Raw genomic sequence first — 21,123 nt, forward strand, 5'->3', positions numbered from 1 at the left:
CACGTGCCGAGTCCCCCGCGTATCCGGAACCGGCTTCTACCGGTGGCTCGGGAACTCCACCACCTGCTGGTACGTCGGCCTGTTCTGCCAGTTGACCTTCGGGTGGCTGATGCCGCCCAGCGCCCGGTGGATGATCGAGTCCGTGCACCACTGGTCGCCGGCCGCGCAGTTGTCGTCGCCCGGATAGACCGCACTGGCGGGCGCCGCCGCCGCTGCCTTCAGGGTGGTGAGCAGCGCGTCACGGCAGGCGCTCAGGGAGCCGCCCCCGCAGTACGTGTCCGGTGTCGGGGCCTGGACCGGATCGCCGAGGACCTGACGGAGGTCCTTGTCGACATATCCCCACCAGCCGTACTGGAACGCGGAGCCGCTGTGCGCGCCCGTCGGGCCATGACTGGAAGCCGGGGACTCGTCGGTCGGCAGCGAGGCGGTGAGAGCCTGGTAGAGGCCGTCGCCGAGACCCGGCTTGAACGCGGCCTCCACCAGCCCCGGCCACCACGCGTCCATGATCCGTACGGCGTCGGCGTTCCCGTACGTGTGCGAGCCCCGCGCCGTCTCCTGGCGCGGGGAGCCCGCCGCGCGCCAGGACTCCAGCTGCTGTACGGCGGTGCTGAGCTGCGGATCCGTGACGGGCGCCGAGCGCAGCACCTTCAGCAGTTCGGGCAGCACCTGCTCACCGCGCAGATCGGTCACGGCCGCCTCGGCCATCGCCCGGGTGAGGGAGGCGCGGGTGACACCGCCGTCCGCGACCAGTTTCTTGACACGGCCGTCCAGCAGATCGCCCCGGTGCACCGCGCCGAAGCCGAAGCCCGCCGTGTCGTACTCCTTCGCCTGCCGGTTGTTCCAGGAGATGTAGTAGTCCTGCCCGACCGACTGCGGATGCTGGGCGAACGGTGTGTACGCGGCGGTGTTGTGCACCGGGTCGAAGCCCTGCCACTCGTACGCCTGCTCGGCCTTGACGGGCAGCGCCGGATCGACGCCCGCCGCGCGCACCGGGTTCGAGCCGCTGTTGAAGAAGGCGGCCGTGCGCGAGTCCGCGTAGAACCAGTTGAAGGCGTAGCCGATGCGGTGCGCGGCCTGCTGGAAGGAGGCGGCGTCCTTGGTGTACGCGGGGTCGTTGAGCATCTGGAAGCCGATGATCGAGTCGGCTTCGTGCCGGTAGGTGGTCCGCAGCGAGGTGTACGCGACGGGTTTGCCGCCGATGGTCGCGCGGTGGGTGACCATGCCGTACTTGGTACGCCAGACCTGGAGCCGGTAGGAGCCCGCGGCGGTGGAGTCGGCGACGGTCGGCTTCCAGGAGTTGCTGCGCTCCATCTTCTCCATCGGGGTGCAGACGGAGCGGTAGAGGTAGTGCGTGGACGCCTTGGTGGCCGGCGAGCCGTTCGGTTCGCAGAGCTCGATGGCGTACGTGTCGGTGATGTCCTGGCCCGCCGAGGTGGCGCTCCAGGCGTAGTCCTGGCCTCGGCCCATCTGGACGTACATGCCGACTCCGGCGAAGGCGACGCCGCGGGCGCTGATGCCGGGGCCCTGGAGTTCCTGGAGCATCATGAGCTGTGGCGCGAAGTAGCCGGTCTGCGGGCCGAAGACGGCCACGGGACTGCCGCTCGCGGTGTGCTGTCCCGAGACGAGCAGCGCGTTGGACATCCCGCGCTTGGCGGAGAGCGAGCCGGGCGGGACGACGCCGCCGTCGAAGAGGCCCTGGAGCGGTTTGAGTTTCTCCGGGGCGGTGACCGGGGCCTTGGCGTTCGTACCGGCCGAGCCCGTCCTGTCGTACACCAGTTGTTCGGCCTGGACCGAGCCGGCGTCGGGCAGGGCCGTGCCGCGCGGCTGGGCGGGCTTGCGCGCGTACGGGAAGCGGGTGCCGTCGTGGACGGTGAGCACGGCCTCGGGGTCGTCACGCTGACGGAAGGACTCCCAGACCTCGGTGCCCTTGACGACGCCGTACCTCTGCTGGGCGGCGAGGAGCGAGAGCGCCGCCTGCACCTCGCCGCCGCCTCCGCCGCCGAACTGGCCGCCGACGACGGACGCTATGGAGATCAGGTCGGTGAGCCTGAAGGGCTGGATCTCGCCGACGTTGGTGATCGAGTCGATCTTGCCGGTGAGTACGTACTCGCCGGGGAAGTAGCGGCCGTCCTTGGACTTCTGGCGGTAGGCGTTGATGCCGTCGACATACGCCTGCGCGTCCGCCATGGCCAGCTCGCCGCGCTCGCCCCCGGTGGTCCTGATCCGCTCGATCTGGGCCTCGTACTCCGCTTCCGTGTACGGGGCCGAGGGCCAGAACTGCTGCTCAAGACCCTGGTTGGCGAGGGCGCCGCCCGCGAAGGAGGTCAGCTCACCGCGGCCGATATGGCGGAAGAGGTCCATCATCCACAGCCGGTCCTGCGCCGCCGCGTAGCCGGCGCCGAACTCGGTGCCGTAGCGGGTGGTGCCCTTGATGTGCGGGACGCCGGTCTTCTTGTCGCGGGTGATCGTGACGTCGTCGCGCGGGGAGGTGACGGATTCGACCTGGTCCGCGGGGACCCCGAAGGAGGCGTCGTTGAAGAAGTCGGAGAGCTTCGCGTCGGTGAGTCCGCCGTGACCGGCCACCAGCGCGTCGTACCGGGCCAGTTGGTCGGAGGCATGGGCGGGGAAGGTGCCGAACAGACGGTTGCCGAGGATATCGGCGAGGGTGGCGTTGCCGTTCTGGCCGGGCGGCAGGATATCGGCGCACTGTCCCTGGCAGTGGTCGGTGACGGGGTCGGCCGCCGCGCCGCGCGCGTCCGCCGCGGGGGCGGGTGCCCGGGCGGGTTCGGCGGCGGCCTGTGGCAGCGGGGTCAGCAGAGCCGCGCCCAGCGCGAACACCGCGGCGGCGGTGGCGCTGGCGAGTCTTCCGGTGCGTCGTCGCATGGGTGCTCCTCGGGGAGGCCGGTGCGCCGGAGGTTACCGGCGGTATGACCGCTCGGTAAGATGAACATCAGTCACCTTTTCCGAACCACCACACGCCGGTTCCTGTGAATCACCTTCGAATTCAGCTCGATAACAACCGAAATGCCGGAATCCATGGATGCCATCTGTTTTTTGATGGAGCCGAATGGGGCAGCCGTACGTCCATTCCTCAACGCCGATGAAGCGACGGAGGTGGCATGCGATGGCCGGATTCCGGAGTCTTGCGAGACAGGTGCGCGACCCGCGATGCGATCTGGCCTTGCGACGGTACTCACTGCGCAAGTGCCTGGAGCGATTTGCCCCTTATGGGCACCGGGCGACCTGGGATCATCTGTGCGCGAGGCACAGTATCGAGCACGAGGACAGGGCGCCCGATCCGGTGCGGCTGATGGCCGCGCTGGACGAGTTGGAGGAGGCGCGGGCCGTATGGCTCACGTACGAGAGGGAGTTCGCGGAACGGCGCAGGCGCGAGAAGCACGACGGGCTGCGGCGCCCCAAGAGCTTCGACGACTGGCACCGGCGGACCTGGGGCGGTAACGGCGTCGCCCGGTGCGACGACCCGGCCGTCCATCCGTCCGAGTCACTGGCCGAGGTGCTGCGCCGGCTGATCTCCGGGCTGGAGACGGGTCCGGGGGCCACCTGCCCCGTCTGCGCGGACCATGACATCGTCTGGCGCCCCGATCTGGCGGGGGAACCCTGGTCGGGACCGGTCTGCATGGGCTGCGGCATCGTCGTACCGCTGCCCGTCCTCACGCCCGACGCGCTGGACCGGGCGAAGCGGGTGCGGCTCAAGGATCTGGCGTCGGTGGCCTGAGGTCTGCGGGGGCGGACACCGGAGACGGCGCGCCCCCGCGGTATCGGTGACGTGCACGACGGTGCGCGGGCGTCAGGAGCACTCGGGCTTCTTCGGAGCCCGGCGCTCCGGGAGCAGGCGCGAGCCCGTCATGCGCTCACCGAAGATGTCGTCGGGGTTGGACAGCACACAGTTTTCCAGGGACAGACAGCCGCAGCCGATGCAGTCGGTCAAGTGATCGCGGAGCCGCCCGAGTTGCTTGATCCGCTCGTCCAGCTCCGCGCGCCATGCCGCCGAGAGCCGGGCCCAGTCGTCCCGGTTGGGGGTCCGCTCCTCGGGGAGTTCGGCCAGGGCGTCCCTGATCGTCGCGAGCGGGATACCCACGCGCTGGGCGGCGCGGACGAAGGCCACGCGGCGCAGTGCGTCGCGCCCGTAGCGGCGTTGGTTGCCGCTGGTCCTGCGGCTGCTGATGAGCCCCTTGGACTCGTAGAAGTGCAGGGCGGACACGGCGGCACCGCTGCGCGCCGACAGCTGGCCGACGGTCAGCTCGTGGATCTTCTCGGGAATCTGTGGCACCCATCCAACCCTATGTGCCGCGCCCGCCGTCCGCGTTGACAGGAGCGCGCCCGCGCAACATGCTGAGCAAGCGCTTAGACAGATGCGCTTGACGGGCTTCATGGGCTTGAGAGGCAGGGAACAGGAACATGGCCGAGCCGAGGATCTTCACCTCCGCCGAGGAGCTGCGCGCCGGGGTCGGCGAGCAGCTGGGGCACAGCGAGTGGCTGGAGATCGACCAGAAGCGGATCGACCTCTTCGCCGAGGCCACCGGTGATCACCAGTGGATCCATGTGGACCCGGAGCGGGCCGCGGCGGGGCCGTTCGGTACGACGATCGCGCACGGCTATCTGACGCTGTCGCTGCTGCCCGCGTTCGTACCGCAGATCCTGCGGGTCGAGAACGTGAAGATGGGCATCAACTACGGGACCAACAAGGTCCGTTTCCCCTCGCCCGTACCGGTCGGCTCGCGGCTGCGCGCGTCGGCGGTGCTGACGGATGTCGCGGAGGCGGGCGGCGGCGTGCAGATCACCACGCTCGTCACGGTCGAGCGCGAGGGCGGCGAGAAGCCGGCCTGTGTGGCGGAGTCGGTGTCCCGGTTCTACTTCTGAGCGTTCCGCTTCCGAGCGCTCCGCTTCGGTGCGTTCCGCCTCTGAGGGATCTACTTCTGTGTGGCGACCATGCGCAGGACGAGGTCGGCGTAGAGCTCGCCGACCTCGTCGGGGGTCCGGGCCCCCGCCGCGTTGAACCAGCGCGCCACATCGATACAGAGCGACAGCACCGCGAGCGTCGTGCCCGGCACATCGGGGACGTCGAACTCCCCGTCCCGCACCCCGTCGACCAGGATGCGCCGCACCGCCGCCGTGCTGCGCCGCCGCAGTTCCACGATCTCCGCGCGGTGCTCGGGGCCGAGCGCGTCCAGCTCGTACTGCACCACCCGCGCCGTGGTGTGCCCCTCGGCGTGCCAGCGTACGAAGGAGTGGACGGCCTCGGCGAGCCGCTGCGCCGCCGTGCCCTCGCCGTCGGCCGCGGCCGTCAGCAGCGCCAATGCCCTGTCGTGGCCGATCCGGCTGATCCGGTGGAGCAGTTCTTCCTTGGTCTTGTAGTGGATGTAGAGCGCCGCCGGACTCATCCCGGCGCGTCCGGCGATATCGCGGGTGGTGGTGGCGTGGTACCCACGCTCGGCGAACGCCTCGACCGCGGCGACCAGCAGTTTTCTGGCCGCCTCCGGGGTGACCTCACCCCACGGCGCGTTCTCGCCGTCCGCTGTCCGCTCCGCCGCGCGCATCGCTCACCTCGTCCCGTTCCATCCGGCTCACCCGGCTCACCCGGCCCACTGGGCGGGACGAACACCATACCCCGAGGGTGAGCAAGCGCTTAGATCCGCTCGTGACTTCGGCGGCCGCTCAGGCCGCGGGGAGGGGCGGCTCAGAGCTTCTGGAAGGGGTCGTGGTCGGCGAGGATCTTCTCCAGTCTGGCCTGGTCGACCCGGCTGACGATCTGCCCGGCCTCCTGCCGGTCCCTGACCACCTTGGCCAGTGTGAACGCCGAGGTCGTCAGATACAGGACGGCGATACCGAGAAAGCCACGCACCCACGCGCTGGCTTCGAGCTTGATGATGCCGACGGTCACGGCCGCCAGCGCGAGCCCGAAGGAGAGGACGGCCTGACCGTAGAAGGCCGCGGTGTTCTGCTGCTTGAGGGGAGTCTCAGTCATGCCCCTCAGCATCGAGGGCCCTGGCGGGCACCACATCCGTATCGGTACTCAGCGGGTACTCAGCAGGCCGATACGCCTGTCAGCACGCGGCCGTTGATCAGTTTTCCGCGGGCCCTACCATGTGCGCCATGGCCAGACCGCGCAAGCCCCTGCTCAGCCGGGAACGCATCATCGAGACAGCCGGCGCGCTCGTGGACGCCGAGGGCCTCTCAGCGGTCTCCACCCGGCGGCTCGCCGCCGAGCTGGGGGTCAGCGGGCCCTCCCTCTACAACCACTTCCGCACCAAGGACGAGATCCTCGAAGCCGTCGCCGACGCGGTCAGCGCGCGGGTCGATCTGTCGATGTTCGCGGAGGGCGACGGCCGCGACTGGCGCACCGCGCTGCACGACTGGGCCGTCTCCTACCGCGCGGCCCTCGCCGACCACCCGCGTCTCGTCCCGGTCCTCGCCGTCGGTCCCGGCCGCCGGCCGGCCGGGCTCCGGGTCGCCGACGCCGTCTTCGGCGCGATGGTCCGGGCCGGCTGGCCGCCCGCGCAGGCCACCCATATCGGCGCGCTGATGCGGTACTTCATCACCGGCTCGGCGCTCGGCTCGTTCGCGCGCGGCTTCGTCGACGACGCGACGGCGTACGACCCGGCCGACTATCCGCACCTCGGCCAGGCCCATCTGCTCGCCGAACGGCAGCGGCAGGTGGACGAGGGCGCCTTCGAGACCGGGCTGCGGGCGCTGCTCGACGGCCTCTCGCTCCAGTACGAGCGGTACGCGTCGGCGCCGGCTTCCGCGCCGGCGCCGACCACGGCGGGCACCACGCTTCGGCCCGCGCCGAAGCGTCCCTGACGCATCCTGGACATATGGCACGCACCGAGCACCACAGCCACTCCGGATACCCCGCCCGGTCCGGACCGTCCGGGCAGTCGGGCCCCCGGCTCGCCGCCCTGGCGTCGCTGCTCGCCGACGACACCCGCGCCGTCTTCTGTCTCGCCCTCCTGGACGGCCGGGCGTGGACGGCGGGCGAGCTGGCGCGGTACGCCGGCGTCGCTCCGTCGACCGCCAGCGAGCATCTGGGAAAGCTGATCGCGGGCGGGCTGCTCGCGGAGGAGCGGCAGGGCCGGCACCGCTATGTACGGTTCGCCGACCCGCGCGCCGCCCATCTGGTGGAGGATCTGGCCGCGCACACCACGCCCCCGAAGGAGCCGCCCCGCACGCTGCGTGCCGCCGGGGCGAACAGCGCCATGGCCCGGGGGCGCACCTGCTACGACCATCTCGCCGGGCGCCTCGGCCTGGCGATCACGGACGCGCTGACCGTACGCGGACTGCTCCGCCAGGACACCGGCTTCGCCCTCACCGACCGGGGCGTGGCGTGGTTCGGCGAGCAGGGTATCGGGCTGGAGCGCACCGGCCGCCGGCCGCTCGTACGGTCGTGTCTCGACTGGACCGAGCGCAAGCCGCATCTGGCCGGGGTGGCGGGCGCGGCGCTGTGCCGGCACGCCCTGGACGCCGGATGGTGCGTACGGATCGGCTCCGAGCGCGCGGTGAAGGTGACGGAGAACGGGGAGCGTGAGCTGTACGCGAGGCTGGGCATCGAGCCCGCGGTATTGCGGTGAGAGCCGAAGCGTTGTCCGCGTACCTTCACCGTATGACGCACTCGACGATCTCCGCCCGCCCCTCCCCCGCGACCTGGCTGCCCGTGGCCGCGGCGGGTGTGACGGTCGTGCTCTGGGCCTCGGCTTTCGTCTCGATCCGCAGCGCCGGCGCGGCCTATTCGCCGGGGGCGCTCGCCCTCGGCCGGCTGCTCGCGGGCGCGCTCGTCCTCGGCGCGGTCTGGCTCGTACGACGTGAGGGCCTGCCGCCGCGGGCCGCCTGGCCCGGGATCGCGGTGTCGGGGCTGCTCTGGTTCGGCGTCTACATGGTGGTGCTCAACTGGGGTGAGCAGGAGGTCGACGCGGGCACGGCCGCGATGGTCGTGAACATAGGCCCGATCCTCATCGCCCTGCTCGGCGCCCGGCTGCTGGGCGAGACGCTGCCGCCCCGGCTGGTGGCGGGCATGGCGGTGTCGTTCGCGGGCGCGGTGGCCGTGGGACTCTCGATGTCCGGCGAGGGCCACGCCTCGGTGCTCGGGGTACTGCTGTGTCTGCTGGCGGCCGTGGCCTACGCGGGCGGGGTGGTGGCGCAGAAGCCCGCGCTGGCGAAGGCGAGCGCGCTCCAGGTGACCACCTTCGGCTGTCTGGTCGGCGCGGTCGCCTGTCTGCCGTTCGCGGGACAGCTGCTCCACGAGGCCGCGAGCGCCCCGCTGTCGGCCACGCTCAACATGGTCTATCTGGGCGTGTTCCCGACCGCGCTGGCGTTCACGACCTGGGCCTACGCGCTGGCCCGTACGACGGCGGGCCGGATGGGCGCGACGACGTACGCGGTCCCGGCGCTGGTCGTCCTGATGTCCTGGCTGTTCCTGGACGAGATCCCGGGCCTGTTCACGCTCGCGGGCGGCGCGCTGTGCCTGGCGGGGGTGGCGGTGTCACGCTCGCGTCCGCGCCGTGGCGCCGTGGTCGCGCGGCACGACGGCGGTACGGCCGCCGCACCGACGGACCCCCGTCGTGCCGGGAAACGCTAGAAAACGATCAGGGCCCGGCCTCCCCGGCCCGCGAGCATGTTCTCGAACGCCGCCGGGATGCCGTCCAGCGCGATCCGTTCGGTGACCAGCGCGCTCAGGTCGAACCGGCCCGCGCGGATGTGCTACCGCGACGGGGCGAACATTGCCGGGAGGGGCACTAGTAGTGCTTGGTCAGGTTCACTCGCTGGTGGCGTGTCCGGTTGAGGGGCTGTGTCGTTGACCGGTATGTGACACCTCAGGAACTGGATGAAGTCCGTTGCCGTCTGGAGGACTTCGCGGCGGATGTGTTCGAGCCGTTCGCGCGGGCGGATCAGCGTCGGTGGGGCGGGGTCTATCTGCGGGGACTGCTCCTGGACGGGCAGCGGAAATCGGTGGAGCCGATGGCCGCCCGGCTGGGTGAGGACGGCAACCGCCAGGCCCTGGCGCACTTCATCACCACCAGCCCGTGGGATCCGGCGCATGTGCGAGCGCGACTCGCATGGAAGATGGCCGCAGCGATCAAACCGATCGTGCTGGTCATCGATGACACAGGGTTCCTCAAGGACGGCGACGCGTCGGCTTGTGTGTCGCGGCAGTACACCGGCACCGCCGGCAAGGTGACCAACTGCCAGGCGGGCGTGTCCTTGCACCTGGCCTCGGACACCGCCTCAGCGGCGATCGACTGGCGTTTGTTCCTCCCCAAGAGCTGGGACCCGGCCTCGCCGCAGGCCGATCCCGCCAAGGTGGCCCGCCGTCAGCGGTGCGGCATTCCGCCGGACGTGGGTCATGTCGAGAAGTGGCAGCTGGCCCTGGACATGATCGACGAAACTCGGTCCTGGGGCGTCGATGTCCCCCTCGCGGTGGCCGACGGCGGTTATGGAGACACCGCGGCCTTCCGGCTCGGCCTTCAGACACGCGGGCTGCACTACGTCGTGGGCAGTTCGACCACCCTCACCGCCCACCCGCACGACGCGACACCGCACACCCCGCCCCACGGCGGCCGCGGGCGTCGGCCCCAGCCTGCATACCCCGAGGCGGCGAAGAGCGTGAAAGAGCTGGTCATCGCCGCCGGGAAGCAGGCGGCCCGGCCCGTGCAGTGGCGGGAGGGCTCCCGCCGGGGCACCGGCCGCAGCGGGGTCAAGCGCATGTACTCGCGGTTCGTGGCACTGCGGATCCGGCCCGCCGGACGCGAGATCCGCAAAGCCGTCGACGGCCCGGAACTGCCCGAACGCTGGCTGCTGGCCGAATGGCCCGCCACCGAGCCGGAGCCGGTGCAGTTCTGGCTCTCCAACCTGCCCGACGACACCCCGCTCACCACCCTCGTGCGGCTGGCCAAGCTCCGCTGGCGCATCGAGCACGACTACCGCGAGATGAAACAGGCCCTGGGCCTGGCCCACTTCGAGGGCCGCACCTTCAACGGCTGGCACCACCACGTCACCCTCGTCTCCGCCGCCCACGCCTTCTGCACACTCCAGCGACTGGCCCAGACCCCAAAAGAAACGGCGTCGGCCTGACCCTCTACCAGGTCGTCCGCGAGATGCAGTTCCTCCTCGCCGTCTGGACCGGCGCCTGCCCCACCTGTCACCGCAACATACCCACGGCGATACCAACCTGACCAAGCACTACTAGGCGTGTTTCGGAAGTAGCGCCGTCCGCCCGAAGGGCGGGGCCGACGGCGTCTGGTGCGTGCGATCGCAAGGCGGAGGATCGTGCTCGTACTGGACGTACTTGGACGACTCCGACAACGCGGCGAGCGTGCGTGCCAGGCGTCGTCGGCCAGGCGGGACTTCCGAAACACGCCCTAGATCCCGGCGATCTCCAGCGGGGCTCCCACGGCGGGCAGGATGGCGGCGCGGACCACGAGCGTTTCTTCTCCCGGCTCAGAACTGGAGTGATTTGGTCTGAAGGTACTCGGCGAGCCCGTGCGCGCCGAGTTCACGGCCCACCCCGGACCGCTTGTAGCCGCCGAACGGCGCGAGCGGGTTGAAGCGGCCTCCGTTGATGTCGACCTGTCCGGTGTCCATCCGGCGTGCGAAGGCGACGGCCTCGCTCTCCTCGCCGGCCCAGACCGCGCCCGCGAGGCCGTAGACCGTGCCGTTGGCGATCCGGAGGGCGTCCTCCTCGTCCTCGTACCGCAGGAGGGAGAGGACAGGGCCGAAGATCTCCTCCTGGGCGATGGTCATCCCGGGGGTGACCTCGGCGAAGACGGTCGGCGCGACGTAGTGGCCGGTGGGGTGCGGGGCCTCGGGGCCGCCGGCGACCAGCTTGGCGCCCTCCGCCATGCCCCGCTCGATATAGCCGCGTACCCGCGCGCGCTGCTTCTCGTTGACGAGCGGGCCGAGCCGGCTCGCGCTGTCGAGCGGGTCGCCCGGGACGTACTTGGCGGCGGCGGTCCTCGCCAGCTCCACCGCCTCGTCGTACTGGTCGGTGTGGACCAGCATCCGCGTCCAGGCGCTGCACGTCTGGCCGGAGTTGGTCATGACATTGGCGACGCCGACACTGACGGCCTTGGCCAGATCGGCGCTCGGCAGGATCACATTGGCGGACTTGCCGCCCAGTTCGAGGGCGACGCGTTTGACAGCGGCTCCGGCGGTGGCGCCGATCAGTCTGCCGACCGCGGTGGAGCCGGTGAAGGAGACGAGATCGACGTCCTCGTGCTCGGCGAGGGCCTGGCCCGCGACCGGTCCGAGACCGGTGACCAGGTTGAACACTCCGGCGGGCAGGCCCACTTCATGGACCAGCCCGGCGAAGAGCCGCGCGGTCAGCGGGGTGTCCTCGGCGGGTTTGACGACGATCGTGCAGCCCGCCGCCAGGGCCGGGCCCGCCTTGGCCACGATCTGGTGCAGCGGATAGTTCCACGGCGTGATCGCGCCGACGACGCCCACCGGCTCCAGCAGCACGGTGGAGTTGCCGATCCGCTCCTCGAAGGCGTACGTGGCGGCCAGCTCGGCGAACGAACCGGCGACCGCGATCGGCGCCCCGGCGTGCACCTTCCTGGACAGCGCGAGGGGCGCGCCCAGTTCGGCGGTGACGGTCGCGGCGATCTCGTCCTGACGGGCCGTCATGGCGTCGCGCAGAGCGGTGAGGTACGCCGCGCGCTCGGCGGGCGGGGTGGCGGCCCAGGCGGGGAAGGCGGCCCGTGCCGCGCGTACGGCGGCGTCCACGTCCTCCGCCGTACCGGCCGGGACGGTCGCGATGACCTGCTCGTCGGCCGGGTTCACCACGGTGATCGTGTCCGTCCCCGCCGCGGGCCGCCACTCGCCGCCGATGTACATCCCGTCGTATGCCTTCATCGCCATTCCTTCCGGGCCCGACCTCGCGCCGGGAGTGCTCGACCTCACTCCTAAACTAACGGTGCGAGTTTTACGGCGCCAGGTCAGCAGGGCGCCCCGGGGCGTGGGGCGTCAGGGTGCCCCGGGGGCGTGGTGGCGTCACATGTCCACCAGTCCCGGCATGTCCCTCGGCGCCGGGCAGATCCTGCGGCCGTAGTCGTCGAACACATAGAGATGGGCGAGATCGACGAGCAGCGGCACCTGCGCGCCCGTCCGCAGCCGCATGTCGGGGCCGGTACGGACGACCAGATCGCTGGCCGAGATGGCGGGGCGCTCCGGGCTGTACGTGGCCGCGCGCTGCGGTTCCGGGTCGTCGAGCACCACGACCGGTCCGCTGACCCGGCCGCGCGTGCGCTCCTTGAGCCGCTCCAGCACGCCGGGGCCGCTCCTGCCGCGCCGCCGCGTGGGCGACTTGGGCCGGGGGGATTCGAGATCGGCCACCACCGCCGGCCGGGAGCCGATGTTGAGATGCACCAGCGCCTCATGGCCCTGGTACTCCATGTGCTCGACAATGCCGCTCAGCGCCACCTCACCGGGGCGGGCCTGGCTCGGCGCGGCGATACGGGCCGCCTCGGAGCGCAGCCCGACGATGATCTGCCTGCCCTGCTGGATACGGAGCAACTGGTGGTCGGAGCTGAGGGGTTCGGGCAGCGGGAGGCGCTGTCTGCCGAGATCGATGGACATCCGTCCGTCCAGTGGCGCGAACACCACGGCCTGGAGCAGATTGATCCGGGGGGTACCGATGAACGCGGCCACGAACACGTTCTCCGGCAGCGCGTACACCTCGCGCGGCGCGCTCACCTGCTGGAGCACTCCGCCGCGCATCACCGCCACGCGGTCGCCGAGCGACATCGCCTCGGCCTGATCGTGCGTCACATAGACGGTGGTGACGCCCAGTTCGGCGGTGAGCTGGGCTATCTCGGCGCGCAGATGGCTGCGCAGCTTCGCGTCGAGATTGGAGAGCGGCTCGTCCATGAGGAAGGTGGAGGGCCGCCGGGAGATGGCCCGGCCCATCGCGACCCGCTGGCGTTCGCCTCCGGAGAGCTGGCTCGGATAGCGGTCGAGCACGCTCTCGATGCCGAGCATCCGGGCGGTGGCGTCGACCCGTTGGGTGCGGTCCTCACGTGGATTCTCCAGCATGAGGGGGAAGCCGATGTTGTCGCGGTTGGTCATGTTCGGATAGAGCGCGAAGTTCTGGAACACCATCGCCATGTCGCGTTCGCGCGGCGGGGCGTCGTTGGAGAGCTCGCCGTCCAGGAGCAGTTCGCCGTCGGTGATGTGCTCCAGCCCGGCGATCATGCGCAGCACGGTCGATTTACCGCACCCCGAGGGGCCGAGGAGCACCACGAACTCACCTGGTGTGATGTCGATCGAGAAGCTGTCGACGGCGCGTGTGGAGCGTCCGTACACCTTGCTGACGCTGTGCAGAGAGATGGCGCGAGTCATGAATGGTTCCGCCCGGGAAGAAGAAGGGTGGAGCGGGTGGGACGCCTGAAGTTAGCCGACTACGCGCTGTCAGGGAATGACTCGCGCGAAGGTTGAGTGACCTTGGGGGGCCCGGGCCCGGTCCAGTCGGCTTCGCGGGCGCACAGGTGCCGGGGTCTCTCGTCCGGTCGGATCAGGGGGTGTCGCGGGCCGGGGCGGGGCGGCGGTCCGGCTCGGCGCCGGTGCCGGGCGGTGGGACGGCGGGCGTCGCGCCCGACTTGCGCAGGCCGAGTCCGGCCGCGCCCACCAGCAGCGCGCCGAGCATCACGAACGGCGCGGCCGTGCCCGCGACTCCCGCGACCAGACCGGCGGAGGCCGGGGCGGCGACCTGTCCGAGCCGGTTGCCGGTGAGCCGCAGCGCGAGGGCGGTGGAGCGGGCCTCGTCGGGGGCGGCCCGTACGACGGTCGTCATCGACAACGGCTGGCCGACACCCAGACAGAACCCGAGCGCGGCGAGCATCAGGGCGAGCCCCCACACCGGCACGGGCAGGGCGATGCCCGCGCACAGCAGGCCGCCGAGCAGACAGGTGACGGTGAGCAGGACCGTACGGCCGAGCCACCGGAGCATCGGGGTCATCACCAGCCGGCAGGCGATGGTGGCCGCGGCGCGCAGGCTGAGCAGCAGACCGATCACGGTGGGCGCGATCCCCCGCTCCTCACCGATCACCGGCAGATAGGCGGTGAGGACATCGGTCGCGGAGAGCACGGCCAGGCTGATGACGATGCCCGCCGGCACACCCCGGGTCCGCAGGATGCGACGGACGGGGACCTTGGCGGACCGTCGGGACGCGGGGGCGTTGCGGGCCGTACGCGCCTCTATCCGCCACAGAGAGGTGAAGGAGACCGCCGCGGCGGCGGCCGAGACGAGCAGCGCGAGGGCGCTCGTACGGGCCATCTCGCCGCCCTGGCCGGAGACCAGCAGCCCGGCGGCGACCGGTCCCGCCAGCTGCCCGAGGGAGGCGCCGATGGTGAAGTGGCCGAAGTTGCGGTCCTGTTCGTCCGGGGCGCTGCGGCGGGCGACGATCGACTGGGCGCCGATGACGAAGCAGAGATGGCCGAGGCCCATCACCCCGCTCCAGGCGGCCAGTTCGGGCAGGGAGCCCGACGTACCGCTGAGCGCGCAGCCGGCCGAGATCAGGACCACGCCGGCCACCAGCAGGGGGGCGCACCGTCCGTGGTCGGTCCTGCGGCCGAGCGGTACGGCGACGAAGAGCGGCAGCAGCGCGTACACCGCCGTGATCACACCGATCGCCCGCTCGTCCGCGCCCACGGAGAGCGCCCGGTAGGAGACCGCCGGCCGCGCCATCGACACCGCGCCCTGCGCGAAGCCGAAGGCGATGACCAGACGGAGGAGCCAGCCTCTCCCACCGGGCGCCCCGACCGGGGCCGGAGCGGGAACCATCAGATGATGCCGAAGAGGACTCCGGCGGCGAGCACCACCAGCGAGGTGAGCGCGGCCCACTTGACGGTGAACTTGGTGTGGTCGCCGAACTCGACCTTGGCCATGCCGACGAGGACGTAGACGGCGGGCACGAGCGGGCTCGACATGTGGAGCGGCTGGCCGACAAGGGAGGCGCGGGCTATCTCCAGCGGGGAGACGCCATGGGCGGCGCCGGCCTCTGCGAGCACGGGCAGGACTCCGAAGTAGAAACCGTCGTTGGACATGAAGTACGTGAGCGGCACGCTCAGCACCCCGGTGACGATGGCCATGTGCGGGCCCATGCCGTCCGGAATGGCGCCGACGAGCCAGTCGGCCATGTGCTGGACCATACCGGTGCCGGTGAGGACACCGGTGAAGACAGCGGCGGCGAAGACCATACCGGAGACGTTCAGCACGTTGTCGGCGTGGGCCGCGATCCGGGCCTTCTGCTCGGCCATGTTGGGGTAGTTGACGGTGAGGGCGAGGGCCGCGCCGAGGAGGAAGAGAACCGGGATCGGCATCAGTTCCATGATCATCGCGGTGAGCAGGGCGACCGTCAGCCCGGCGTTGAACCAGTAGAGACGGGGGCGCAGGGTCGCGCGGTGGGGGTCGAGTCCCTGGAAGCCGTCGTCGCCGGACGTCTCGGCGTCGTCGGTGGCGTCCGTACCGCTGCCGCCGGTGCCGCCGGTGGCCTTGCCCGTACCGGCACCGCCGCCCTTGCCGGAGTCACTGCCGCTGCCGCCCTTGCCACTGCCGCCGGCCGTCGTGCTCGTACCGCTTCCGGCCTTGACCAGTACGGTCTCGGTCGTGGTCCCGGTCTCCAGCGCCTCGTCGAGGGTCAGGACGCCCAGCCGCTTGCGCTCCCGCAGGCCCAGCACATAGGCGAGGAAGAACACCGCGAGCAGGCCGACGCCGAGCGCCGGGATCATCGGGACGAACACATCACCGGCGTCGACCTTGAGCGCGGTCGCCGCACGGGCCGTCGGACCGCCCCAGGGCAGGGTGTTCATCACGCCGTTCGCGGTCGCGGCGACGCCGGTCATCACGACCCGGCTCATCCCGAGCCGCTTGTAGAGCGGATACATCGCGGAGACGGTGATCATGAAGGTGGTGGAGCCGTCGCCGTCCAGCGAGACGATCGCGGCGAGCACGGCCGTACCGACGACGATCCGCATCGGGTCGGCCTTGCAGAAGCGCAGAATGCCCCGGACGATCGGATCGAAGAGCCCGACATCGATCATCACGCCGAAGTAGACGATGGCGAACATCAGCATGGCGGCGGTGGGCGCGAGATCGCCGACGCCCTTGATGACGTAGTCACCCAGCTGTCCGCCCTGCCCTACAAGGACGCAGAAGAGTGCTGGGATGAGCACCAGCGCCGCGATCGGCGACATCTTCTTCATCATGATCAGCACCAGGAAGGTGGCGATCATGACGAAGCCGAGGATGGTCAGCATTTAGGAGGCCCCTCACGTTCACCCTTGAACTCCCGCCGGGGGCGGCGGTCCGGATGACGTTAGGTCTGGCCTCCAGCCGTTAACAAGATGTTGACACGCGAGCAATACGAGCAAAAGCCCAGGTCACGGCGGGGGTGGTAAGGGGGAGCTAAAGGAGAGGGGTGGCCGGCGACAGCTCGACGGGGAATCCGTTGAGCACCGCCGTGCCCGAGAGCGGGTCGAGCCGGGAGCCGTCGAGCAGCTGATTGACATTGACTCCGGGCCGGGCGCTCGCCACTGAGGTACGGGTGCCCGGACGGTCATGGCCCCAGCCGTGCGGCAGGCTCACCACCCCTGTCCGTACCGTGTCGGTGATCTCCACCGGCGCCTCCAGCGCTCCCCCGTCGGCGGTGATACGGACCGCTCCGCCGTCCTTGAGACCGAGCCGGGCCGCGTCGTCCGGATGGATCTGGAGCGTGCAGCGGTTCGAACCGCCGTTCAGCGCCGGGAGGTTGTGCATCCAGCTGTTGTTGGAGCGCAGATGGCGGCGGCCGACGAGGACCAGCGCGGCGGGCCGCTCGGCGAGGGCGGCGCGCAGCCGGGGCAGATCGGCGGCGAGGGGCGCGGGCAGCAGCTCGATCCGTCCGCTGCGGGTCTTCAGCGGCTCGGGGAGGCGCGGGCGCAGGGGGCCCAGGTCGATGCCGTGCGGATGCTCCAGCAGCCGTCGGAGACTGAGCCGCGGGACGCCGGCGCTCTCGGTGTCACCGCCCGCCTCCGTGCCGCCGCCCGCCTCGGCGGCGAAGCCGTCGCCGTACGGGCCGAGCCGCAGCTTCAGATCGAGCTGCCGCTCGGGTCCGCTCGCGCCGGTGAGCAGCGCGGACAGCTCCTCGGGGTCGCGCCCGTGCACGGGCGAGTGCGGGTCGGCCACGGCCCTGGCGAGCGTACGGCCGATCGCCCTCTCGTCCACGGCCGAGGGGGAGGCGCCGTCCAGGCCGCTCACCGCGAGGACCAGCCGGGCCAGGATCTCGCTCTCGTCGAGCCGTCCCTCCTCCAGCGGGACAGCGGCGCGGGTGTAGCGGACCTGGTTCCGTACGGCGAAGCCGTTGAAGGCGAAGTCGAAGTGGGCGCTCTGCGCGGGCGGCGGTGGCGGCAGGACGACATCCGCGTGGCGCGAGGTCTCGTTGAGATACGGATCGACGCTGACCATGAAGTCGAGGCCGGTCAGCGCCCGGTCGAGCCGGTCGCCGTCGGGCGCGGACAGCACGGGGTTGGCGGCGAGGGCGATCACCGCGCGGATCCGGCCCTCCCCCGGCGTCTCGATCTCCTCGGCGAGTGCGGCGAGGGGCAGTTCGCCCTTGGCCTCCGGATGTCCGCCCACCCTGCTGGTCCAGCGGCCGAGGCTGAACCCCTTGCCGGGCGCGGGAATCCGGGGCGGCCGGTCGGTGGCGGAGAGCGGGAAGAGCGCGCCGCCGGGCCGGTCCAGGTTGCCGGTGAGGATGTTCAGTACGTCGACCAGCCAGCTGGCGAGCGTGCCGTGCTCGACGGTGCAGCTGCCGACCCGGCCGTAGACGGCGGCGGTGGGCGCGGCGGCCAGCTCGCGGGCGACCGTACGGATCTCCCCGGCCTCCATGTCACAGGCCGGGGCGACCGCCTCGGGGGTGAAGTCCCGTATCGCGTCCCGCAGTTCGTCCAGCCCCTCGACCTGGCCGGCGAGCGGCCCGAGATCGGTGAGCCGCTCCTCGAAGAGGACATGGGCGAGGGCGGCGAGCAGCAGGGCGTCCGTGCCGGGCCGGATGGGGATATGGCGGTCGGCGAGGCGGGCCGTGCGGGTACGGCGCGGGTCGACGACGGTGAGCGTGCCGCCGCGCCCGCGCAGCGCCTTCAGCTTGCCGGGGAAGTCGGGCGCGGTGCAGAGACTGCCGTTGGAATCCAGTGGGTTGGCGCCCAGGAGCAGCAGATGGTCCGTACGGTCCAGATCGGGTACGGGGATGGCGAACGCGTCCCCGAAGAGCAGCCCGCTGGAGACATGCTTGGGCATCTGGTCGAGGGTGCTGGCCGTGAAGAGATTGCGGGTGCCGAGCGCGCCCAGCAGCAGCTGCGGATAGAGGGCCCCGGCCATGGTGTGGACATTGGGGTTGCCGAGGACGACCCCGACGGACTGCGGCCCGTGCTCTTCGGCAAGCGGCCGTATCCGGGCGGCTATCAGCGCGAACGCCTCCTGCCAGCTCGCCTCCCGCAGCTCGCCGTCCCGGCGGACGAGCGGCACGCGCAGCCGGTCGGGGTCGGCGTCCAGCTCGCCGAAGGACGCTCCCTTGGGGCAGATGAAGCCCCGGCTGAAGACATCGTCGCGGTCGCCCCGGGCGCCGGTGACCCTGGTCCCCTCGATGGTGAGGGTCAGTCCGCAGGTGGCCTCGCAGAGGGGGCAGATGCGCGGGGCGGTACGGGGCTGCCCCGCCTCCGGGGTGCGTGGTGCGTCTTCGGGAAGCATGGGCCCTCCGGGCGGCGGCAGCGGTGACGCGCGAGCTCCACCGAGCATACCGACCGGTACGGACAACGCCAGGGGAAAGGAGAAACGGGCAGGGGAACGGGACGAGAAGACCGGCCGGACGCGCGCGTCAGTCGAACGTCCTGGCGAGATAGGCGCGCAACAGCTTCCTCGTCTCCCCCACGATCCAGGGATCACCGGCCGGATCCGTACGGAACGCCAGCTGGAGCAGCGCGTCGGCGGCCTCGACGGCGACCAGGACCGTACGGTGCAGCGCCGGGTCGGGCGCCCGGCCGAGATGGCCGGAGAGCAGTCCGGCGAGCCGTCTGGCGACCCGGTGGTTGGGGTCGGTCGCCGGGTCGACGGGGATCCGGTCGAGGGGCCCCGACTGGGTGCCCAGCGGGAGTTGGGCGCCGAAGTCCACGAGCGAGAAGCCGGGCACGGTGCGCTTCATGGAGAGGTACTCGTCCAGTACGGCATCGATGGCACCCCGCCAGTCATTCGGGTCGAGCGTCGCGAGCCGGTCCGCGATGCCCTCGGTATAGCTGTCCAGATTGCGCCTTCCGAGTGCGTCCGCCATGGCCCGCTTGTTGACGAAGAAGCGGTAGACCGAGCCGATGGGAACGCCCGCGCGGGCGGCGACGGCCCGGGTGGACAGCTGCTCGTACCCGGTCTCGTCGAGGAGCGCCCCGCAGGCGTCGAGAATCCGGGCCAGCCGCTCCGTGCTGCGCTGCTGCACAGGCACTCTGCGGAGCCCTCCGACCTCGGATTCTTCGTCGGCGTCCGGGTCCGCCCCGGGAGCTGCGTCGGGGACGGACTCGGGCTCGGGCTCGGGTTCGGCGCCGGCGGGGGGCTCGGCATCGGGCTTCGTATGCGTACGGTCGCGTGACACGCGATCCATGATGCCGCTCGGTCCCGTTGACGGAACGCACCACTAATCCTACGGTTGACCATAGGATTAACCTTCCGGGATTCCTTGAGCGAGGAGCGGATGCGGATGACGCACGACATCGAGCACGCGCGGAAGACGGCCGGGGATCTGGACCACTCCTCGGGATTCGGCAACGAACACAGCTCCGAGGCCGTGCCGGGGGCGCTGCCGGTCGGCCGCAACGCGCCCCAGCGCGCGCCGCTCGGTCTGTACGCGGAGCAGCTCAGCGGCAGCGCGTTCACCGAGCCCCGCGCGCACAACCGGCGGTCCTGGCTGTACCGGATCCGGCCGTCGGCCGCGCATCCCCCGTTCGCCCGTATCGACAACGGCTCCCTCCGTGGCGCCCCGTTCACCGAGACCGTCCCCGACCCCAACCGGCTGCGCTGGAACCCGCTGCCGGAGCCCGCCCCCGGTACCGACTTCCTGGCCGGTCTGTGGACGCTGGGCGGCAATGGGGACGCGACGCGGCGCACGGGGATGGCGATTCATCTCTACTACGCCAACTCCCCCATGACCGACCGGGTGTTCAGCGACGCGGACGGCGAACTGCTGATCGTTCCCGAGCACGGCGGTCTGCTGATCCGTACGGAGCTGGGCCTGCTCGCGGCCCGTCCGGGCGAGGTGGCGCTGATACCGCGCGGTATGCGCTTCCGGGTCGAGCTGCTGGACACAACGGCGCGCGGCTATGTCTGCGAGAACCACGGCCGGCCCTTCGTCCTGCCCGACCTCGGGCCGATCGGCGCCAACGGCCTGGCCAACGCGCGTGACTTCCGCGCGCCGGTCGCCGCGTACGAGGACATCGAGCGGCCGACCCAGGTGGTCAACAAGTTCTGCGGCAATCTCTGGGCCGCCACCTATGACCACTCCCCGCTCGATGTGGTGGCCTGGCACGGCAATCATGTGCCGTACGTCTACGATCTGCGCCGCTTCAATGTCATCGGGACCATCAGCTACGACCACCCCGACCCGTCGATCTTCACGGTGCTGACATCGCCGTCCGAGACCCCGGGCCTCGCCGGAGTCGACTTCGTCGTCTTCGCGCCGCGCTGGCTGGTCGGCGAGGACACGTTCCGGCCGCCGTACTTCCACCGCAATGTGATGAGCGAGTACATGGGCCTGATCGAGGGCGCGTACGACGCGAAGACTGCCGGCAAGGGGGGCTTCGTCCCCGGCGGCGGCTCGCTGCACAACATGATGTCGGCGCACGGCCCCGACCGGGAGACCTTCGACCGCGCGAGCGCCGCCGAGCTCAAGCCGCAGAAGATCGACGACGGCCTGGCCTTCATGTTCGAGACCCGCTGGCCGGTGACGGCGACCGCGCAGGCGGCGGGTGCCGCCCATCTCCAGCGCGGTTACGACAACGTATGGCAAGGTCTGGAGCGCCACTTCAGGCCATGACCCTGAGTTTCGGACACACAGTCGTGGAGGTGCCACCGTTTTGGAGTCGCCACAGCCGGGGAGT

At 71.0% G+C, this 21,123-nt stretch carries 17 protein-coding genes and 1 pseudogene; 7 read left to right on the plus strand and 11 right to left on the minus strand.

What is annotated here, in order from left to right; translation table 11 throughout:
* Positions 1 to 36: 36 nt before the first annotated feature.
* Entirely contained in the window at positions 37 to 2,883 is a 2,847-nt protein-coding gene (locus IF11_RS0128770) for a penicillin acylase family protein (protein WP_030354675.1), read from the minus strand.
* Positions 2,884 to 3,124: 241 nt separating this feature from the next.
* Here IF11_RS0128770 and IF11_RS0128775 point away from each other — a divergent pair, with 241 nt between their 5' ends.
* Positions 3,125 to 3,736, plus strand: coding sequence for a hypothetical protein (locus IF11_RS0128775; RefSeq protein ID WP_030354676.1), 612 nt, complete (start codon positions 3,125 to 3,127; stop codon positions 3,734 to 3,736).
* Positions 3,737 to 3,808: 72 nt separating this feature from the next.
* On the opposite strand, the gene soxR is transcribed toward IF11_RS0128775, so the two are convergent.
* A complete protein-coding gene (soxR, locus tag IF11_RS0128780) occupies positions 3,809 to 4,291 on the minus strand; it encodes a redox-sensitive transcriptional activator SoxR (RefSeq protein WP_030354677.1) in 483 nt (160 codons plus the stop codon).
* A 128-nt stretch (positions 4,292 to 4,419) separates the two neighbouring features.
* Here soxR and IF11_RS0128785 point away from each other — a divergent pair, with 128 nt between their 5' ends.
* The gene (locus IF11_RS0128785; RefSeq protein ID WP_030354678.1) at positions 4,420 to 4,881 is read left to right on the plus strand and encodes a MaoC family dehydratase; all 462 of its coding nucleotides are present in this window, start codon (positions 4,420 to 4,422) and stop codon (positions 4,879 to 4,881) included.
* Between the two features lie 50 nt (positions 4,882 to 4,931).
* On the opposite strand, the gene IF11_RS0128790 is transcribed toward IF11_RS0128785, so the two are convergent.
* Complete coding sequence (locus IF11_RS0128790) at positions 4,932 to 5,558, minus strand: TetR/AcrR family transcriptional regulator (protein ID WP_030354679.1); 627 nt, start codon at positions 5,556 to 5,558, stop codon at positions 4,932 to 4,934.
* A 140-nt stretch (positions 5,559 to 5,698) separates the two neighbouring features.
* The gene (locus tag IF11_RS0128795; RefSeq protein WP_037728818.1) at positions 5,699 to 5,986 is read right to left on the minus strand and encodes a YiaA/YiaB family inner membrane protein; all 288 of its coding nucleotides are present in this window, start codon (positions 5,984 to 5,986) and stop codon (positions 5,699 to 5,701) included.
* Between the two features lie 128 nt (positions 5,987 to 6,114).
* Between IF11_RS0128795 and IF11_RS0128800 the strand changes: the two genes are divergently transcribed.
* The 3 genes from IF11_RS0128800 to IF11_RS0128810 are packed head-to-tail and all read left to right on the plus strand — an operon-like array spanning position 6,115 to position 8,593.
* Positions 6,115 to 6,822 carry a TetR/AcrR family transcriptional regulator gene (locus IF11_RS0128800; protein ID WP_030354681.1) on the plus strand — a complete coding sequence of 236 codons (708 nt, stop codon included), beginning with the start codon at positions 6,115 to 6,117 and terminating at the stop codon, positions 6,820 to 6,822.
* Between the two features lie 14 nt (positions 6,823 to 6,836).
* The gene (locus IF11_RS0128805; protein ID WP_078490977.1) at positions 6,837 to 7,589 is read left to right on the plus strand and encodes an ArsR/SmtB family transcription factor; all 753 of its coding nucleotides are present in this window, start codon (positions 6,837 to 6,839) and stop codon (positions 7,587 to 7,589) included.
* A gap of 32 nt (positions 7,590 to 7,621) precedes the next feature.
* Entirely contained in the window at positions 7,622 to 8,593 is a 972-nt protein-coding gene (locus tag IF11_RS0128810; protein ID WP_030354683.1) for a DMT family transporter, read from the plus strand.
* Here IF11_RS0128810 and IF11_RS40465 read toward each other — a convergent pair.
* Positions 8,590 to 8,715: pseudogene (locus IF11_RS40465) on the minus strand (alcohol dehydrogenase); the annotation flags it as partial. The gene IF11_RS0128810 and the pseudogene IF11_RS40465 overlap by 4 nt on opposite strands.
* Before the next feature lie 105 nt (positions 8,716 to 8,820).
* Between IF11_RS40465 and IF11_RS0128815 the strand changes: the two are divergent.
* Positions 8,821 to 10,086, plus strand: coding sequence for an IS701 family transposase (locus IF11_RS0128815; protein ID WP_030354684.1), 1,266 nt, complete (start codon positions 8,821 to 8,823; stop codon positions 10,084 to 10,086).
* Positions 10,087 to 10,452: 366 nt separating this feature from the next.
* Here IF11_RS0128815 and IF11_RS0128820 read toward each other — a convergent pair whose 3' ends face one another.
* The 6 genes from IF11_RS0128820 to IF11_RS0128845 form a co-directional block, all read right to left on the minus strand.
* Positions 10,453 to 11,865 carry an aldehyde dehydrogenase family protein gene (locus tag IF11_RS0128820; RefSeq protein ID WP_030354685.1) on the minus strand — a complete coding sequence of 471 codons (1,413 nt, stop codon included), beginning with the start codon at positions 11,863 to 11,865 and terminating at the stop codon, positions 10,453 to 10,455.
* Positions 11,866 to 12,003: 138 nt separating this feature from the next.
* A complete protein-coding gene (locus tag IF11_RS0128825; RefSeq protein ID WP_030354686.1) occupies positions 12,004 to 13,350 on the minus strand; it encodes an ABC transporter ATP-binding protein in 1,347 nt (448 codons plus the stop codon).
* A gap of 172 nt (positions 13,351 to 13,522) precedes the next feature.
* Entirely contained in the window at positions 13,523 to 14,791 is a 1,269-nt protein-coding gene (locus IF11_RS0128830; RefSeq protein ID WP_030354687.1) for an MFS transporter, read from the minus strand.
* The gene (locus IF11_RS0128835) at positions 14,791 to 16,266 is read right to left on the minus strand and encodes a CitMHS family transporter (RefSeq protein ID WP_030354688.1); all 1,476 of its coding nucleotides are present in this window, start codon (positions 16,264 to 16,266) and stop codon (positions 14,791 to 14,793) included. The genes IF11_RS0128830 and IF11_RS0128835 overlap by 1 nt, the downstream gene beginning before the upstream one ends.
* A 148-nt stretch (positions 16,267 to 16,414) precedes the next feature.
* The gene (locus IF11_RS0128840) at positions 16,415 to 18,733 is read right to left on the minus strand and encodes a molybdopterin oxidoreductase family protein (protein WP_051746326.1); all 2,319 of its coding nucleotides are present in this window, start codon (positions 18,731 to 18,733) and stop codon (positions 16,415 to 16,417) included.
* A 127-nt stretch (positions 18,734 to 18,860) separates the two neighbouring features.
* On the minus strand, positions 18,861 to 19,475 hold the full coding sequence (locus tag IF11_RS0128845) for a TetR/AcrR family transcriptional regulator (RefSeq protein ID WP_037728834.1): 615 nt from the start codon (positions 19,473 to 19,475) through the stop codon (positions 18,861 to 18,863).
* Between the two features lie 252 nt (positions 19,476 to 19,727).
* Here IF11_RS0128845 and hmgA point away from each other — a divergent pair, with 252 nt between their 5' ends.
* Positions 19,728 to 21,059: a homogentisate 1,2-dioxygenase gene (hmgA, locus tag IF11_RS0128850; RefSeq protein ID WP_030354691.1), complete on the plus strand. Its 1,332-nt coding sequence runs from the start codon at positions 19,728 to 19,730 to the stop codon at positions 21,057 to 21,059.
* Positions 21,060 to 21,123: the final 64 nt, after the last annotated feature.

This window comes from Streptomyces scopuliridis RB72 (assembly GCF_000718095.1).
Classification (GTDB): domain Bacteria; phylum Actinomycetota; class Actinomycetes; order Streptomycetales; family Streptomycetaceae; genus Streptomyces; species Streptomyces scopuliridis.

Bases quoted from the DNA above. Each gene is read 5' to 3' on its own strand.
- IF11_RS0128770 (WP_030354675.1), bottom strand. From the start codon at position 2,883: ATGCGACGACGCACCGGAAGACTCGCCAGCGCCACCGCCGCCGCGGTG.
- IF11_RS0128775 (WP_030354676.1), top strand. From the start codon at position 3,125: ATGGCCGGATTCCGGAGTCTTGCGAGACAGGTGCGCGACCCGCGATGC.
- IF11_RS0128785 (WP_030354678.1), top strand. From the start codon at position 4,420: ATGGCCGAGCCGAGGATCTTCACCTCCGCCGAGGAGCTGCGCGCCGGG.
- IF11_RS0128790 (WP_030354679.1), bottom strand. From the start codon at position 5,558: ATGCGCGCGGCGGAGCGGACAGCGGACGGCGAGAACGCGCCGTGGGGT.
- IF11_RS0128795 (WP_037728818.1), bottom strand. From the start codon at position 5,986: ATGACTGAGACTCCCCTCAAGCAGCAGAACACCGCGGCCTTCTACGGT.
- IF11_RS0128800 (WP_030354681.1), top strand. From the start codon at position 6,115: ATGGCCAGACCGCGCAAGCCCCTGCTCAGCCGGGAACGCATCATCGAG.
- IF11_RS0128805 (WP_078490977.1), top strand. From the start codon at position 6,837: ATGGCACGCACCGAGCACCACAGCCACTCCGGATACCCCGCCCGGTCC.
- IF11_RS0128810 (WP_030354683.1), top strand. From the start codon at position 7,622: ATGACGCACTCGACGATCTCCGCCCGCCCCTCCCCCGCGACCTGGCTG.
- IF11_RS0128820 (WP_030354685.1), bottom strand. From the start codon at position 11,865: ATGAAGGCATACGACGGGATGTACATCGGCGGCGAGTGGCGGCCCGCG.
- IF11_RS0128825 (WP_030354686.1), bottom strand. From the start codon at position 13,350: ATGACTCGCGCCATCTCTCTGCACAGCGTCAGCAAGGTGTACGGACGC.
- IF11_RS0128830 (WP_030354687.1), bottom strand. From the start codon at position 14,791: ATGGTTCCCGCTCCGGCCCCGGTCGGGGCGCCCGGTGGGAGAGGCTGG.
- IF11_RS0128835 (WP_030354688.1), bottom strand. From the start codon at position 16,266: ATGCTGACCATCCTCGGCTTCGTCATGATCGCCACCTTCCTGGTGCTG.
- IF11_RS0128840 (WP_051746326.1), bottom strand. From the start codon at position 18,733: ATGCTTCCCGAAGACGCACCACGCACCCCGGAGGCGGGGCAGCCCCGT.
- hmgA (WP_030354691.1), top strand. From the start codon at position 19,728: ATGACGCACGACATCGAGCACGCGCGGAAGACGGCCGGGGATCTGGAC.